We start from the raw sequence: 15,600 nt of genomic DNA on the forward strand, positions 1-15,600 counted from the left end.
GTCCGCACGATTCGTATAGGAGAGGCACATGCACAGACGCCGCAGACTCTTATTCGCCGGCACGGCGGTGAGCCTGGCCGCGGCCACCGCGGTGACCGTCGCCGCGACCCCCAGCCAGGCCACCCCGGTCCGGTCCGCAGTGGCCGCCAACGCCGCCGCCAACGCCGCCACCACCGCCGCGCTGAGCTCGACGCCGGTCAGCACCGGCGACATGACCTCCGACGTGATCTACCAGCTGCTGACCGACCGCTTCTACGACGGCGACACCAGCAACGACAACCCGTCGTCCTCGCCGAACCTGAACGACTCCAGCCACAGCAACTGGCAGGAGTATTGGGGCGGCGACTTCGCCGGCGTCACCGCCAAGATGCAGTACCTGTCGGACCTCGGCGTCGGCGCGATCTGGATCTCGCCGCCGGTGCAGAACGTCAACGTGCCGGTCCCGGACTCCACCACCGGAGCCACAACCGCGGGCTACCACGGTTACTGGGGCATGGATTTCTACACTCCCGAGCCGCACTTCGGGCAGTGGGCGGACTTCGACGCCATGGTGGCCGCGGCGCACGCCAAGGGCATCAAGGTGATCATGGACTGGGCGGTCAACGACACCAACCCCGAGGACACCAGCAACCCCGACTACGGGGCCGGCGGCGCGTTGAAGCAGAACGGGACCACGCTGTCGACGTACGACAACGACCCGAATGGCTACTTCCACCACAACGGCGGCGTCGCGGACTACAACAACCTGTACGACGTCGAGTACCAGAACCTGTTCAACCTGGCGGACCTCGCGCAGGAGAACCCGGCGGTCACGAACTACGTGCAGGGCGCCGTCGACACCTGGCTCGGCCACGGCGTGGACGGCATCCGCATGGACGCCGTGAAGCACATGCCCGGCGGCTGGCTCAAGGGCTACGTGGACCACATCGAGAACTCGCACAGCGTGTTCATGTACGGCGAGTGGGCCGACCCGAGCACCGCGGCGCTGTGGCCGAACGAGGTGAAGTTCGCCAACACCGACGGGCAGTCGCTGGAGAACTTCGACCTGAACACCGCCGAGCGCGACGTGTTCGCCGACAACGCCAACATGTCCGAGCTGGACTCCGAGCTCAGCCGCCAGCAGAGTTCGATCAACTGGTCGAACGACCTGGTGGACTTCGTCGACAGCCAGGACGAGAACCGCTTCTTGTCCATCAACAACAACACCACGCTCCTGGACCAGGCGACCGTGGTGAACATGACCGTGCCGGGCATCCCGTCGGTGTACTACGGCGACGAGAACTACCTGCATAACGACACCACGAACTCCTTCGGCCAGGTCGGCGGCGACCCCTACAACCGGCCGATGGTCAGCTCGTTCGCGGAGAACAGCCGCAACTTCGGCATCACCCAGAAGCTGGCCGCCCTGCGCAAGAGCAACCCCGCCCTGCGCTACGGCAGCTCGACGCAGCGCTGGATCAACAACGACGTGTACGTGTACGAACGCAAGTTCTACAACGACACGGTCCTGGTCGCGGTGAACAAGAGCACGTCGACGAGCTACCCGTTGACCAGCCTGAACACCGCGCTGCCGGCCGGCAGCTACAACGACGTGCTCGGCGGCGCCCTCGGCGGCGGCACCCTGACCGTCACCGCGGGCACCGGCGGCAACAACCCGACCGGGGCCTACACGCTGAACCCGGGCCAGGCCGCGGTGTGGTCGTACACCGCCCCGGCGGGCTCCACCCCGCAGGTCGGCAACATCGGCCCGACCATCGGCCACAGCGGCGACGTGGTCGCCGTGACCGGCACCGACTTCGGGACCACCGCCGGCACCGCCACGGTCGGCGGCGTCGCGGCGACGGTGAAGTACTGGTCGAACACCGAGGTGGACCTGGCGATCCCGTCGGGCGCGGCCGCCGGACTGGACCAGGTGGTCCTCACATCCTCTGGAGGCGTTGCCGGCAACGGAATCTCGTACCACGTGGAGTCCGGGACGCAGGTCCCTGTGACGTTCACCGTGACCGGCACCTCGACCTCGCCCGGTGACGAGATCTACCTGGCCGGCGACGACGACGAACTGGGCAACTGGAGCACCGACACCTCGGTCGCGATCGGGCCGCTGCTCGACCCGAACTACCCGACGTGGTTCTCCCTGGCCAGCGTCCCGGCCGGGGCGAACATCCAGTTCAAGTTCTTCATCAAGCACACGGACGGGACGGTCACCTGGGAGGGCGGATCGAACCACACGTATACCGTTCCGAACTCCGGGACGGGAACGTGACGGTCGCTTGGTGAGGTGCATCGCTGATCCGCGTTGAACGATCCGCGTTGAACGATCCGCGATGAAACAGGCGGCGACCGGGTTGAGGGGCCCGGTCGCCGCCGCGCGGCTACCGTGAGCGGCATGAAGCTGCCCGACGTAGTGGAACCCGAACCTGAGCGCCCCTTCGCGCAGCTGCTCTGGTCGCTGCGACGGCTCGGATTCCCGCTGCTGCCGCACGACGTCCGTTTGGCGCGGATACAAGAGGTCGTCGATCGGGAGGCGTCGCGCAAGGCGCTTCGGGTGTTCGGTCTGGAAGGCGTCACCGTGACCGGGCTGGGGTCGGTTCCGCCGGGCGACAGCTCCGTCGATTCTTTGGAGCTGCGGCCGTCCAAGCACGGCGGCTCGCTGCTGTCGCGGTGGTCCAGGACCGGCAGGCTCGGGTGGGACGGGCAGCTGCTGACCGTGGAGAGCGCGGCCGGGGACGTGGTGCGGCTCAGGCCTTCCGGAGACGGAGTGCAGCCGGGCTACCGGGCCGACGAGGTCGCGCGTACCGGGGTGCGGCCCAGCCCGGCGCTCACGGAGTGCCCGTCGGCGGTGGTGGAGATCGCCGCTGTGGCGGTGGAAGGGCAGCGCATGCAACGGCTGCTCTTCCTGGACGAGGCTTCCCGCTGCCTGGCCGTGACGCCGGCCGCCGGCCTGTCCGAGGACGGCGTGGCCGACCTGGCCCGGCACGCGGGGATTGGGTTCCGTGTCTACTGGATCTCGCTGGGACGAAGGGTTCCCAGCTCGCTTGTCCGGCTTCAGCGCGATCTCAGGTTCGAACAGGGCCGGCTGGTCAAGTCGGAGGTGTACGAAGCGGTCTTTCCGTTCTCGGCCCGGTTCCGTGCCGTCGGAAGAGGCATGGGCCACGCCATGGAGTGGCGTTCCCTCATGGACGAGTGGCCTTCCCAGGTGTACTGACCGGGCTTTCGACGGGGTCGAACGTGGTCGCCGACCGTCAGGGAGTCGGTCGGCGACCACGATCATCGGCTCAGCGCGCTTGCCGAGCGTGGTTGCTCATCGCGACGGACCGAGCTTCACATCCGTCTGGTCGATGACGCCGCCGTCCATCGACGCCGGCAGCATCGCGCGCACCGTGTCGATGGCCGCCGCCTTCGTCGTCGCACTTCCGTGCCACCCCGAGATGTCCGTCCCGGCCGGCGCCTTCGAGGCGATGTAGGCCGCGTACACCCCGAACCACTGCGCGTCCGTGTACGGCGACCAGCCGTGCGGCTTCTCGCGGCCGTAGGTGAACGTCGCGTCGGCCGGCGGCGAGGTCTGCGCGTCGAGGTTCTTCTGCAGCAGTTCCACCGCGTCGTTCAGGAAGTACGTGTCCATGTCGCCGACGTACATGTGGATCTCGCCTTGCAGCTGCGGTCCCAGTGCCGGCCACTGCGCCGCCAGCTTCGCGTCCAGGTCCTTCGGCTTCCACTGCGCGGCCACGGTGTGGTCGATCGCGCCGGTGCGCTTGTCCCACACCAGGGCCGGGTAGCCGTCCTTGCCCTGCGGGCCGTAGACCGCCTCCCAGATCGCCCAGGCGCCGCCGCTGCGGTCGCGGTCGCCCAGGGCCAGCTCCCAGAGGTTCTCCTGGGCCATGTCGTAGACGGTGTCGCCGGCGGTGGTGCGGTCGTCGGGGCGCTGGGTCGGGTAGTCGAACTGGCGCAGGGTGTTGTAGGCGTTGGCGTCGTCGTAGACGTCGACGATCTGGTGGCGGTGGAAGTCCACCGGGTCGGGGTAGCCGGCGAAGGTGCCGCCGAAGACGTCGGGGTTGAACACCAGCGAGGCCAGCGCCTCCCAGCCGCCTGTCGAGCCGCCGGAGGTGACGCGGGCCCAGGGCGCGGCGATCGTGCGGAACCGGGCGTCCAGCGCCGGGATCAGCTCCTTGGTGGTGGCGGTGCCGTAGGGGCCGACGTTGGGGGAGTCGACGATGTAGGAGGAGTCGTAGAAGGGGTTCTCCTCGCGCACCTCGATGCTGATGAACTTCGGTGAGCCCGGGTTCAACCAGTACTGGGAGAAGGCGTTGCTGCCGTCCTCCTTGAAGCCGTGCGGCGCGTTCTCGGTGTAGTGCGCGAAGTGGTACTCCACCGGGTAGCGGACGTTCGCGTTCTTCGGATCGTCGTAGCCCTGCGGCAGCAGCACGTTGGCGCCGACGTAGATCGGCGTGCCCCAGAACTTCGTCAGGGCCGGGCTCAGGATCTTGATGTGCTTCACGTGCTGGCTGTCGGCCGGGTTGCCCTGCTGGCAGGTGCCGCCGGCGGGGATCGGGTCGGCCGGGGTGATGACGTGGTCCAGCGTCAGCTTCAGCGGCTTGTTCTCATTGCCGGTGATGGTGATCCACTGCGGTGTGCTGTACATGTTCCGCGGCGAGTCGAACATGTTCTGTCCGTCGCCGCAGGGCATGTGCATCTGGACGGTCGAGCCGTCGCCGCGGTGGAAGGTGTCGTAGACGGTGAAGAACGCCTGGACGTAGTACCGGCCCGGCGGCAGCTGGTCGAGCGTGGACATCGGGTAGCCGTACGTCGAGGCGCCGGAGTCCAGGGTCACCGCGCGCCCCGGCTTGAGCCCCTCGACGTCCCGGCCCCAGAACGGCGCGCCGTTGACGATGTCGATCTGGTCCCGCGGATCGGAGTTCGCGGTGGTGGACACGATCACGAAAGCCCGGCCGTCGGCCGGCGCGGCCCGGGTGGCGGCGGGGAAGGAGACGTCGAACTTCAGCTCGTGCCGCGGCCGGGCGGCGGCAGCGGTGGCGCCGACCAGGGCCAGCACCAGAGCCAGCAGGATGGCGGGACGTTTTCTCAGGGACGGCCGACCAGACATGCGGCACCTCCGGGGCACGCTGTCGGGGGGAACGGGACGCAGCGATCCTTACCCGGTGCGCAACTGTCAGAATCCTGATAGGAGCTTTACGGTGCGCGACGATCCGGTGTCCGCCCCACACCCGTCGGCGCGTCCCCGTCGGCCGCGGCCTCCACCGCCGCACGCTCGATGCCCCAGGCCAACTCCTCGATCGTCTCCGGCGCGACGGTGTGCGTGTCGAAGTGCAGCGCCACGGCCAGCGCGCCTCCGGCGTCGTCGATCGTCACCGACAGCGGCTCGGTGGGTTCCGGGCCCCGGTGCGTCCAGGTGAACGCGCTCGCGTAGTCGGCGCCCGGTCCGGCGCCTGATCCGGTGCCTGATCCGGTGCCGTGCCGGTCGTTGAAGAACAGCGCCACCGCCGGGCAGCGGCCGTGGTCGGCGGCGTAGTGGCCGATCAGCGTCTCCAGCGCCCGCGGATCGAAGTAGGCGTTCTTCATCGCGGCCATCGTGGCGCCGCGAGCGCGGTCCACGGCCTCGTCGAACGTCGCGCCGCCGAGTTCCAGCACCAGCAGCCCACTCTGCGCCACGAAGCACACGGCGCCGCCCAACGCCGGCCGGAACCGGTTGCCGACCCGGGGGCGCATCAGCACCCGGTCGGTGCCGGCCAGCCGGGCGAACGCGGTCGCGGTGACGGCGGTGAGCACGGCGGAGTCGTCCACCGCGCACCGCGCCGCGACCGCCGCCACCGCCGAGGCCAACGCGGGGGAGACCAGCTGCCCGCACCAGTGCCGCGGGCGGCGCGGTCCGGGACGCAGTGCCGGGGCCGGGCCGGCCGCCAGCCGGTCCAGGGCCTCGGCGAAGTGCCGCAGAGCCCTGTCATTGTGCCGCAGCCCGGCCTGCGAGGACTGCCAAGCCGCCTGCTCCAGCGGCTGCATGCCGTCCGGTTCGGCGGATTCGCGCACGGCCACCTCGCGGACCATCACCGCCGCGCCTCCGGCATCGAGCGCGAGGTGGTGCATGAGGACGACCAGATGCGTGCACGTGCCGCCGGACCGCACGACCGCCATCCGCACCGGCCATTCGGTCCGCAGGTCGTAGGGGCGGCGGCGGTAGACGGCCTCGACGCGTTCGGCCAGTGCCTCAGGATCCTGATTCGGCGCGGTATCGAAGACTTCCAGAAACGTCTCGCCCGACGGCGCCACCTCCTGGCACACGCCGTGCTCGTCGACGGCGAGCCGGGTGCGCATCGATTGGTAGCGGCCGTGCAGATAGGCCAACTCCGCGGCGACGTCCTCCAGCGAAGTCCCCGGAGCCAAAGGCCGCCGCCCGCCCAGCGGCAACCAGTTGCGCTGACGCAGCATGGTCGCCCAGATATCCCGCTGGCCCCAGGTCAGCCCGGCCCGCCCGGACCCCGCTCCGGCGAATGCCACGCGCAGCCGACGCACCGGCCGCGGCTCGGCCCGGTCCGCGACCCCGCTGCCCAGGCCCGGCAGCCAGGTGCCGGCCAGGAAGTCCGCGTGCCGCCGCCGCGTGGCGACGACGTCGACGGCCCCGCCGGCGTCCTGGACCAGCCACTGCTCGCCGGTCGGCTCCTGCGCCACGTCGATGCCGTCGCGCGCTTGGTTCCCCGCGAGATCGACGGTCCTGCCGGCGTCCCGGTCCAGCCACTGCTCGCCGGTCGGCTCGTGTGCCTCGTCGATGCCGCCGCGCACCTGGCCCCCCGCGAGTCAATGCCGCGCCGCCGCGGCGGCCCGGACCGCTGTCCCGATTCAGCCGGAGGGCCAGAATAGGGATGGGAGGGTCCTGCGATCCACCGGCATCGGCCTGCGGGATCGGCCGGACCCCGCCAGGTCCGGCCGATGACCCTCAGCGCCGCCGCGCGTCCTCCAGATCCGCCGGCGCGCCGAGCGCGATCGGGGTCCCGATCCGCTCGATGACCTCCCAGTCGAAGTGCATCGGCACCAGCCGGGCGGCGTACCACTCCTGGCTCTGCTCCGGCACCACCCAGCCGCTGTTCTCCCAGTCGCCCAGGTCGAAGGCGTAGCGTGCGACCGAGCCGGAGGTGGCCGCCGTGGTCTCGATTCCGTGCAGGCCCGCGGCGCGTACCGTCTCGTTGTCGCCGGGCAGCGGACGGCCCGCGACGGCCGGGACGCCCGGCAGCAGCGCGGTGAACCGGCACTGGTGCAGGCGGCCCCAGGTCCAGTCCTCAATGTCCGGCCCGATCTCCTCGTCCAGGCGCTCCGCGGTGCGGTCCAGGGCCTGTCCGACCGCGTCGGACCACGGGCCGAAGATGGCCTCGTCGCCGGTGCGGGCACCGGCCAGCAGGGCCTGGAAGGACAGCCACAGGGTGCCGGTGCGCTGCTGGTGTGTCAGGAGGCTGGCATGCGAGGCGCTCGAGTCCGGCAGCGGAACGGTCGAGAGCAGTTCGCGGCGGGCCTCGGTGTACACCGTGGCGGCGATCGAGCCCAGGCCCATGGTGCCGTCCCAGGCGCGCAGGAGCTCCAGGAGCTGCGACCGGCGGCTGCCCTCGTCGGCCTTCACGTGCTCCAGCGAGGCGATGAAGTCCCGCGCGGTGAGCGAGGCCACGTCGCCGTGGATCCGCTCCATCGCGGCGCGGTCCATCGGCTCGCCGGAGGCCACGCCCTCGCGCAGCAGCTGCAGGATCCGCGTGGCCCGCGCGGGGCCGGCGTAGTCGTGCGCCACGTACGGCGTGGTGTCGGCGCTGGGCCGGTTGTTGGCCGAGACCAGCAGGCCCTCCTCGGGGTCGCTCGCCGCGGGCATGTCGTCGAAGGGGACCCAGCCCTGCCATGCGTACTGCGGCTCCCAGCCCGGGACCGCGGCCCAGGAGTTCGCCTCGTCGCGGTGCGGGACGCGGCCGCGCAGCCGGTAGCCGATGGCGCCGTGCACGTCGGCCATCATCAGGTGGTCCACCGGCACCGCCCAGCCGCGCATCACCTCGTCGAGCTCGGCGACCGTGGTGGTGGTGAGCATCGGCAGCAGGCAGTCCAGGGTGCGGTCGGGTTCGGCGATGCCGGTCCAGCGCAGCGCCAGGCCGGTGTTCGCCGAGTCGTCCTGCACCACCACGCCCCCGCGCGGGCTGGTGTGGACGGTGATCCGCACCGGGTCGGCGTCGCGCACCTTGATCACCTCGGTGCGGCGCTCCAGCCGGTCCAGGTTCTCCACGTACAGGTCCTGGTCGTCGGCCATGCCGTGGGTGATTCCCCAAGCCACATAAGCGTTGTGGCCGAAGTGCGGGAAGCCGGGGACGCCCGGGAAGGACAAGCCGATCGCGTCGAAGACGTCGCAGGACACGTGGTTCTGCCAGTACGGCCCCGGCGTCTCGAACGGCCGGTGCGGGTCGCCGGCCAGCAGCGGACGCCCCGAGGCGGTGTGCGCCCCGGAGACCACCCAGTTGTTGCTCCCGGCCGCCGGGTCCGCCGAGGCCGCGACGGTCTCGACTTCGGCCAGCCCGTTGAGCCATTCGCGGACCTTCTCGCCGTGGCTCTGCGGCGGGCCCTCGACGTCGACCCGGTGTACAGCCCCGGTCGGCACCACCATGAGCTCGTCCCGGGCGTTGGCCCGCACCCGCCACACCACCTCGGCCGGCGCCACCGGCAGCAGAGCGGTGCGGAACAGCTTGTGCGCCATGCTGCCCATGCCGACGTGCCGGCCCAGGTACACCGCGACGCTGTGCCACGGCTCCCACGGCGCGGGGGCCTCCGGCAGGTCGCAGTCGGCCAGGCTCTCGGGCAGCGCCGCGTTCACGCCCTCGGCGTACGCGGTGAACACCGCCTTGGTCTGGTCCGACAGCGCCTCATAGGAAAGGCGGGCCGCGGCCGCGAGGCCGACCCGCCGGGAGAAGGTGTCGTCGGTCAGCGCCCGCGATCCGACGACCTCTGACCATGTCCCCATGGCTTTACGGCGTACGTATTCCATCTGCAGCCCCCGGTCCAGGGCCGCGATGTGGCCCTGGGCGCGGAAGGCCCCCTCGACGGACGCCGCGCGGGCGTGAGGAATGCCGTGGTGATCGCGAAAAGCCTCCATGGTCAGCCATTCTCCATGGCCACGCGGGCGATCGGCAGCAGGGCCTGCCCGGTCTACTCCCAGACCACGGTCAGGCCGTCGCGCCGGCCCGCGCGTTCCAGGGTGCGGGTCACGGCTTCTTGCAGGCCTTTGAGCTGCTGCTCGTCCTCGGCGGTGAGGTGCAGCGACAGGGCTGTCGGGCCGGCGGTCAGCTCGCAGACGGCGGTTCCGCGGGTGATGCGGCCGGTGGTGTCGGAGGTGGCTTCGGCGTGCGGACCGGCGTGCCGATCGGCGTGCCGGCCGAGGTGGCGCATGCGCGACGCGTGGGAGCAGAGCTGCTGGAGATAGCGCGATGCGCGGTCGGTGGCTACGTGTCCTTGTATGGCGGGCATATTCAGGATTCCTCTTGATCTGTAGTGGTAGGGGCGGTTGCGGTTGCGGTGATGAGCCAGGAGGCGATGCCGCCGGGTGCGCGCTGCGAGAGGCTCGTCGCCTCGCCGATCGCGACGACCGTCCAGCCGTCGGCGAAGGCGTCGTCGATGTCGGCGAGCGAGACCTTGTGCGGCGGGTCCGGCGGCCCGATGTGCCGGGCGCTGTAGCACAGGACATGCAGTCGTCCGCCAGGACGTAGTACCGAACGTAGGCCCGCTACGTACTCCCGGCGCGACTCGCCTTCGAAGGAGTGGAACACCAGCGAGTCCAGGACGGTGTCGAAGGCTCTTCCGAGGTCGGCCAGGTGCCGGACGTCGAAGCGGAGGAAATCCGCCCGGGCGTCCAGGCCGCGTTCCCGTGACTGCCGCTCGGCCCGCTCCAGGGCCAGGGCATCCCGATCGAGGCCGGTCACGCTCAGTCCCGAGGCGGCGATGAGCAGCGCGTTCTCCCCGTACCCGCAGCCCACGTCCAGCACGGTGCCGCTGAAAGCGCCGGCCTCGACCAGCTGCCGGACCGCGGGCTGGGGCCGGCCGACATCCCAAGGCGAGTGATGCGTCATGCCCCCAGTTTTTCGATACACACTGTCTCTGTCAACCACACAGTGTCTCGATAGCGGACAGGCTGTATAGCATGGTGCCGTGCCCAAGATCTGGAGCGATACCCTCGCCGGTCACCGTGACTCCGTCCGGGAGGCCATTCTGGACGCGACCGCCGACCTGGTCGCCGACCACGGCCTGACGGCCGTCAGCATGTCCGCCATCGCCCAGGCCGGCGGCATCGGCCGCGCCACGCTCTACAAGTACTTCCCGGACGTCGCCTCGATCCTGACCGCCTGGCACGACCGCCAGGTCGTCGAGCACCTGGCCGAGCTGATGCAGACAGCCGACCGAGCGCACGACGCCGACCGCCTCGAAGCCGTCCTGCGCGCCTACGCCCACCGCAACCGCCGCGACCGCGAGGACCACCACGGCGCCGACATCGCCGCCTCCCTGCACGCCTCACCCGGCGTCCACCAGGCGCACCAGCACCTTGCGCACTTCATCAGTGAACTGATCGCCCAAGCCGCCGAACGCGGCGAGGCGCGCTCCGACGTACCACCCGCCGAACTCGCGGTGTACTGCGTCAACGCGCTGAACGGCGCCGGCGTCCTGCCGTCGAAGGCGGCGGTCGAGCGGTTGGTGGCCGTCACGCTGGCCGGGCTGCGGGCCTAAGCTGGCGCCCGTGAACAACACCGCGGACGACGACTACGACGACTACGACGACGACGAGCTGGTCGCATACGTGGCCTGCTGCCCGATCACCCCCGCGGTGGCCGAAAGGCTCGTAGCCGTCGCCAGGCTTCCGCTCGACGATCCGGACGAGCTGGATGCCCGGCTTCTCGCCCTCGGATTCGCCGACGACGACCTGGAGCTGGACGACGCGCTGGCCCGCACGCCCGAAGGCCATCACGTCTTTGCCGACGACCACCTCTGGATGCCCTTCGCCTATTCCTACTACGTGGGCGGCGACCTGAACCCCGAAGACTTCTGGGGCGCCCTGCCGGGCTGGAGCAGCCAGGCCGACGCCGGCCAGGAGGCCGTCGAAGCCGTGATCGAGGCCGCCGTCCAAGCCTTCACGAAGGTGCTCGGCACGCCGCCGTCCGTGGACGTCCGCCAAGACGACAAAGGCCGGCGCTACGCCGCCTGGTCGATCGACGGCACCCGGCTCGCCGTGGCACAGGCCTTGGAACCGTTCTCGTACATGCAGGACGACCACGCGGTCGTCTACATCGGTCAGCCCGACGCACCCGCCGGCTGATCGCGCTGGCGCACCGGCACTCCGAGTTCCTCCAGCAGTGAAGGCCGGGACAGGATCTCCGCGACCGTCTCGCGAATGGCGGTGACTGCTTCCTGGTCCGTGCGCGCCCGGCGTGGCCCGACATCGACCAGGAGACCGAAAGCACCGCCGTCGTTGTGGTCGTCGGCTTCGACGCCGAGTCTGCCCTCGACCGTCACGCGGTCCTCGGTGAAGACGATCTGCAGCTCGATGATCACGGACCGGCCGTCGGCCAGTACCAGACACTGGCCGTCGTGATACCGCACGGGGTCCGCGTCTTCGCCGTACTGCCAGGTCGGTCCGAGCGCCGCGCGTTCGGTGATCTGATACGGCTGTGCCCGCTCGTCGAGGTCGGACGCGTGCCGCTTGAGCTGAAAGTGCGACTGGCGGAGGACCGCCGCCAGCGCCGGGCCGGAGAGCATGGCAGGAGCCTATGGCAGCGCGCCCACCGGCTGATCGCGCATCACCTCGATATAGCGCCCCAACCGCGCAGCCCCCGCCAAAAGCGCCGCCGACCGCCGGTCCAGCGATACCCGCCGGTCGGCGAGCGCGTCGCGCAGGGCCTGCGAGCTGCCGGTGCGGCGCAGGCCGTCGATGATCGGGTGGATGCGGTCGAACAGGTAGTGGCTCTCGCGCAGGGTGTGGATGATGCGGGCGTCCCGGATGTCCTGTGCGCCGTAGACGCGGTAGCCGGTGTCCGGTTCGCGGGTCGGGGTCAGCAGGTGCGCGGCCTCCCACACCCGCAGCGCCGACGTCCGCACGCCCAGCAGTCGGGCCAGCCCGCCCACCCGGAGCCGGACCGGCGCGTCGGAGGCGGGTTCGTGGTCCACCACCGCGGCCAGCGTGCGCTCGATCTCCCTCAGCGACGCACGGCCCTGATGCAGCGCCGCGTGAGCCCCGTCCAACAGTGCCAAGGCCCTGGCGACCTCCCCGGCGCCGACCGCCTCCAGGATCGCCCGCGCGCCGGTCGCGCCCAGCCCCGGAACCAGCGCGGTGTAGGCCAGGAGGGCGGCCAGATGCCGCTCGTCGTAGCGGCGGTAGCCCGACGTACTCCGTTCCGACTCCGGAAGCGTGCCGACGGCCTCCAGGTTGCGGACTTGCTGCGTCGACACGCCTGCGGCGCGCGCCAGATCCACCGGACGCACAGCGGATGCTCCCTCCTGCTCGAGATGACGGTGCCGGCTTCAAACAACGGCTTTCACCCGGGAGTTTAAACTTCATCGCTCATCGCCAAGGCAGCGGTACGCAAAAGTATCAACAGCCAGTTCAAAGATAAACTTCAATCATGCAAAACGTGACGGAATGGATCGAGGTCCGAGGAGCCCGGGAACACAATCTGCGGGCCGTCGACGTGGCGGTCCCCAAGCGCGCCTTGACCGCTGTGACCGGAGTGTCCGGCTCGGGCAAGTCCTCGCTGGTGTTCGACACGATCGCCGTGGAGGCACGGCGCCAGCTCAACGAAACCCTGCCCGCCTTCGTCCGGGGCTTCCTGCCGGCCCTGTCCCGGCCGGCCGTCGACGCCGTCGACCACCTGCCGGCCGTCATCCTGGTCGACCAGCGGCGGCTGCGCGGCGGCGCGCGCTCCACGGTCGGCACCATCACCGACATCGCCCCGCTGCTGCGCCTGTTGTTCAGCCGCGCAGGGGAACCCTTGGTACCGCACGCCGATGCCTTCTCGTTCAACATGCCGGCCGGGATGTGCCCGGGGTGCGAGGGCCTCGGCGAGGCGACGGTCGTGGACCTGGACGTGTTCCTCGACCGCTCCCGGTCGCTGCAGGGCGGGGCCCTGCGGTGCGAGATCTTCGCTGTCGGCAGCCGGAACTGGCAGATCCTGGCCGCATCGGGCCGCCTCGACCCGCGGCGGCCGGTCGCCGACTATTCCGAGACCGAACTGCACGATCTGCTTTACGCCGACGACGGCGTCGTGGCCATGGAGTTCCAAGGCCAGGCGTACAACGCCTCCTACGAGGGCGCGGTGACCAAGTTCCGCCGGCTGTACCTGGACCAGGACCCTGAAACGCGCAGCGGCCGCACGCGCAAACTCGTCGCGGCGTACACGAAGACCGCTCCCTGCCCCGACTGCGGCGGCACCCGCCTGTCGCCGCTGGCGCTGTCCAGCCGGGTCGCCGGCCACACCATCGCCGACCTGTCGGCCATGCCCGCCTCGGACCTGGTCAAGGTGCTGGAAGGGATCTCCGATCCGGCGATCGTGCCCCTGCTGAACGCGTTGTGGGCCCGTCTTGAGGACCTGATCGGCATCGGGCTCGGGTACCTGAGCCTGGACCGGCGGACCGCGAGTTTGTCCGGCGGCGAGGCGCAGCGGGTGAAACTGGTACGCCAGCTCGCCTCCAGTCTCAATGATCTGCTGTACGTCTTCGACGAACCCAGCATCGGCATGCACCCGCGCGACGTCTCGCGCATGACCGACCTGCTGCGGGCGTTGCGGGACAAGGGGAACAGCGTCCTGGTCGTCGAACACGACCGGGACGTCATCGTCGCCGCCGACCACGTCATCGACATCGGCCCCGGGGCCGGGGCGGCCGGGGGCGAGGTCGGGTACGCCGGCGACGTCCCGGGGCTGCGCGCCTCCGCGACACTGACCGGCCGCTTCCTGGACGAGCCGGTCCGGCTCAAGTCCACGGTGCGCGAACCCACCGGGAAGCTGCCGGTCCTCGACGCCAGGGCGCACAACCTCACCGGCTTCGACATCGACGTCCCGACCGGGGTGCTGACCGTGCTCACCGGAGTGGCCGGCTCGGGCAAGTCCACGCTGGCGCACGGCGTCCTGCGGGTCCAGCACCCGACCGTGGTCGCCGTCGACCAGTCGCCGCCGGGGGCCAACCGGCGCTCGACCGTGGCCACCTACACCGGCGTGCAGGACCCGATCCGCAGGGCCTTCGCACGCGCCAACGGCGTCGATCCGGCGCTGTTCAGCGCGAACTCGGCCGGGGCGTGTCCGGAGTGCGCCGGGCTCGGGGTGATCGAGCAGGACCTGGCCTATCTGGACACGGTGAGCACCACCTGCCCGTCCTGCCACGGCCGCCGCTTCACCGACGAGGTGCTGGGCCACCGCCTGCGCGGCCTGTCGATCGGGGACGTGCTGGAGACGACGGTGGCCGAGGCCGCGGGGTTCTTCGCCGCCGACCGCCGGGTCTGCCCGGTCCTCGGCGCGCTGGCCGCCGTCGGCCTGGACTACCTGCGCCTGGGCCAGCCGCTCACGACGCTGTCGGGAGGTGAGAGCCAGCGTCTGAAACTGGCCGGGCACCTGGCCGAACCCGGCGGTGTCTACGTCCTTGACGAACCCACCACCGGGCTGCACATGAGCGACGTGCGGCGGCTGCTGGCCGCGCTGGACCGCCTGATCGACGAGCACGGGGCCACGGTCGTCGTGATCGAGCACAACCTCGACCTGGTCGCGCACGCCGACTGGCTGATCGACCTCGGGCCCGAGGCCGGGAGCGAGGGCGGGCGGGTGTTGTACGAGGGGACGCCGGCGGGTTTGTTGCGGGTCAAGGGATCGCACACCGGTGAGTACCTCCGGCGCGCGATCGAGGACACAGCCACAGCCACATCTGTCGTAAGGGCGGCCCGGTGACCCCCGTATTCCTCGCCACCGTGGCCGACTCCGCAGGCCGGGTCGCCGAGACCTTCCGCTCGCTCCCGTTCCGCGCCGACCGGCCCTACGACCCGCGCCCGGTTGCGGCCGTCGCCGCCGCGGAGTTGGCTGTGTTGTGCGGCGTCGTCGCGACGCTGGACCGGCCGCTGGTCGTCGACACGCCGACCCGGGCCGAGCCGCTCGGTGTCGACCTCGCGGGCTTGATGAGCTTTCTGCAACTGGTCGCGGTGCTCTACCACGGTCTGGACGCCGTGCCGCCGGTCCTGGCGGTCAGTGCGGGACGCAATCTGGCGGCGACGCAGCTCATCGCACGCCGTGTGCGGGACCGGGCGCGCAGCGAGGCGGCCCAGGTGTGAACCCATAGACTTGCGTTCTTGCCCGGGGTTCACCGGGTGGAAAAAAGGAGGTCTGAGATGGCTAAGCGCGGTAACAAGCGGCGGGGTCGGAAGAAGAAGGGCGCGAACCACGGCAAGCGTCCCAACGCCTGACCGTCGTTTCAGGTCCCGCTCCGAGCTGCGGCTCTGGGCGGGACCTTGGCGTTTCCGGGGCCGGATCATTGATACGTATCTCGTAACTTCCGAATCTCATGTATTATGAGTTCCGTATCAACGAGCGCGATCCGACCCGACGGAGA

Annotated in this window: 14 protein-coding genes; 7 read left to right on the forward strand and 7 right to left on the reverse strand. The window is 70.4% G+C overall.

Annotated features, from left to right (window positions below):
- Positions 1 to 28: 28 nt before the first annotated feature.
- Positions 29 to 2,263 carry an alpha-amylase family glycosyl hydrolase gene (locus ABIA35_RS24310; protein ID WP_370359430.1) on the forward strand — a complete coding sequence of 745 codons (2,235 nt, stop codon included), beginning with the start codon at positions 29 to 31 and terminating at the stop codon, positions 2,261 to 2,263.
- A gap of 123 nt (positions 2,264 to 2,386) precedes the next feature.
- Positions 2,387 to 3,205, forward strand: a complete 819-nt coding sequence (locus ABIA35_RS24315) for a hypothetical protein (RefSeq protein ID WP_370342833.1) — start codon at positions 2,387 to 2,389, stop codon at positions 3,203 to 3,205.
- A gap of 96 nt (positions 3,206 to 3,301) precedes the next feature.
- On the opposite strand, the gene ABIA35_RS24320 is transcribed toward ABIA35_RS24315, so the two are convergent.
- The 5 genes from ABIA35_RS24320 to ABIA35_RS24340 form a co-directional block, all read right to left on the reverse strand.
- On the reverse strand, positions 3,302 to 5,101 hold the full coding sequence (locus ABIA35_RS24320; RefSeq protein ID WP_370359431.1) for an alpha/beta hydrolase-fold protein: 1,800 nt from the start codon (positions 5,099 to 5,101) through the stop codon (positions 3,302 to 3,304).
- A gap of 86 nt (positions 5,102 to 5,187) precedes the next feature.
- The gene (locus ABIA35_RS24325; protein ID WP_370359432.1) at positions 5,188 to 6,792 is read right to left on the reverse strand and encodes a condensation domain-containing protein; all 1,605 of its coding nucleotides are present in this window, start codon (positions 6,790 to 6,792) and stop codon (positions 5,188 to 5,190) included.
- A gap of 154 nt (positions 6,793 to 6,946) precedes the next feature.
- On the reverse strand, positions 6,947 to 9,124 hold the full coding sequence (locus tag ABIA35_RS24330) for a penicillin acylase family protein (protein WP_370359433.1): 2,178 nt from the start codon (positions 9,122 to 9,124) through the stop codon (positions 6,947 to 6,949).
- Between the two features lie 53 nt (positions 9,125 to 9,177).
- Positions 9,178 to 9,495 (reverse strand): DUF2218 domain-containing protein, encoded by a 318-nt coding sequence (locus ABIA35_RS24335; protein ID WP_370359434.1) that lies wholly within the window; start codon positions 9,493 to 9,495, stop codon positions 9,178 to 9,180.
- A 2-nt stretch (positions 9,496 to 9,497) separates the two neighbouring features.
- The gene (locus ABIA35_RS24340; protein ID WP_370342839.1) at positions 9,498 to 10,094 is read right to left on the reverse strand and encodes a cyclopropane-fatty-acyl-phospholipid synthase family protein; all 597 of its coding nucleotides are present in this window, start codon (positions 10,092 to 10,094) and stop codon (positions 9,498 to 9,500) included.
- A gap of 79 nt (positions 10,095 to 10,173) precedes the next feature.
- Here ABIA35_RS24340 and ABIA35_RS24345 point away from each other — a divergent pair, with 79 nt between their 5' ends.
- Positions 10,174 to 10,746: a TetR/AcrR family transcriptional regulator gene (locus ABIA35_RS24345; RefSeq protein WP_370359435.1), complete on the forward strand. Its 573-nt coding sequence runs from the start codon at positions 10,174 to 10,176 to the stop codon at positions 10,744 to 10,746.
- A 10-nt stretch (positions 10,747 to 10,756) separates the two neighbouring features.
- Positions 10,757 to 11,332 (forward strand): hypothetical protein, encoded by a 576-nt coding sequence (locus tag ABIA35_RS24350; protein WP_370342841.1) that lies wholly within the window; start codon positions 10,757 to 10,759, stop codon positions 11,330 to 11,332.
- On the opposite strand, the gene ABIA35_RS24355 is transcribed toward ABIA35_RS24350, so the two are convergent.
- Positions 11,308 to 11,772, reverse strand: a complete 465-nt coding sequence (locus tag ABIA35_RS24355; RefSeq protein ID WP_370359436.1) for a hypothetical protein — start codon at positions 11,770 to 11,772, stop codon at positions 11,308 to 11,310. The two genes, ABIA35_RS24350 and ABIA35_RS24355, sit on opposite strands and share 25 nt — an antisense overlap.
- A gap of 9 nt (positions 11,773 to 11,781) precedes the next feature.
- Positions 11,782 to 12,495, reverse strand: coding sequence for a MerR family transcriptional regulator (locus ABIA35_RS24360; RefSeq protein WP_370359437.1), 714 nt, complete (start codon positions 12,493 to 12,495; stop codon positions 11,782 to 11,784).
- Positions 12,496 to 12,635: 140 nt separating this feature from the next.
- Here ABIA35_RS24360 and ABIA35_RS24365 point away from each other — a divergent pair, with 140 nt between their 5' ends.
- From ABIA35_RS24365 to ABIA35_RS24375, 3 genes are read left to right on the forward strand one after another with little or no spacing between them, the layout of a single operon-like run.
- Entirely contained in the window at positions 12,636 to 14,945 is a 2,310-nt protein-coding gene (locus ABIA35_RS24365; protein WP_370359438.1) for an ATP-binding cassette domain-containing protein, read from the forward strand.
- A complete protein-coding gene (locus ABIA35_RS24370) occupies positions 14,942 to 15,322 on the forward strand; it encodes a hypothetical protein (RefSeq protein ID WP_370359440.1) in 381 nt (126 codons plus the stop codon). The genes ABIA35_RS24365 and ABIA35_RS24370 overlap by 4 nt, the downstream gene beginning before the upstream one ends.
- Before the next feature lie 57 nt (positions 15,323 to 15,379).
- The gene (locus ABIA35_RS24375; protein WP_370343036.1) at positions 15,380 to 15,454 is read left to right on the forward strand and encodes a 50S ribosomal protein bL37; all 75 of its coding nucleotides are present in this window, start codon (positions 15,380 to 15,382) and stop codon (positions 15,452 to 15,454) included.
- The last annotated feature ends 146 nt before the right edge of the window (positions 15,455 to 15,600 follow it).

The organism is Catenulispora sp. MAP12-49, assembly GCF_041262705.1.
In the GTDB taxonomy this organism is placed as follows: domain Bacteria; phylum Actinomycetota; class Actinomycetes; order Streptomycetales; family Catenulisporaceae; genus Catenulispora.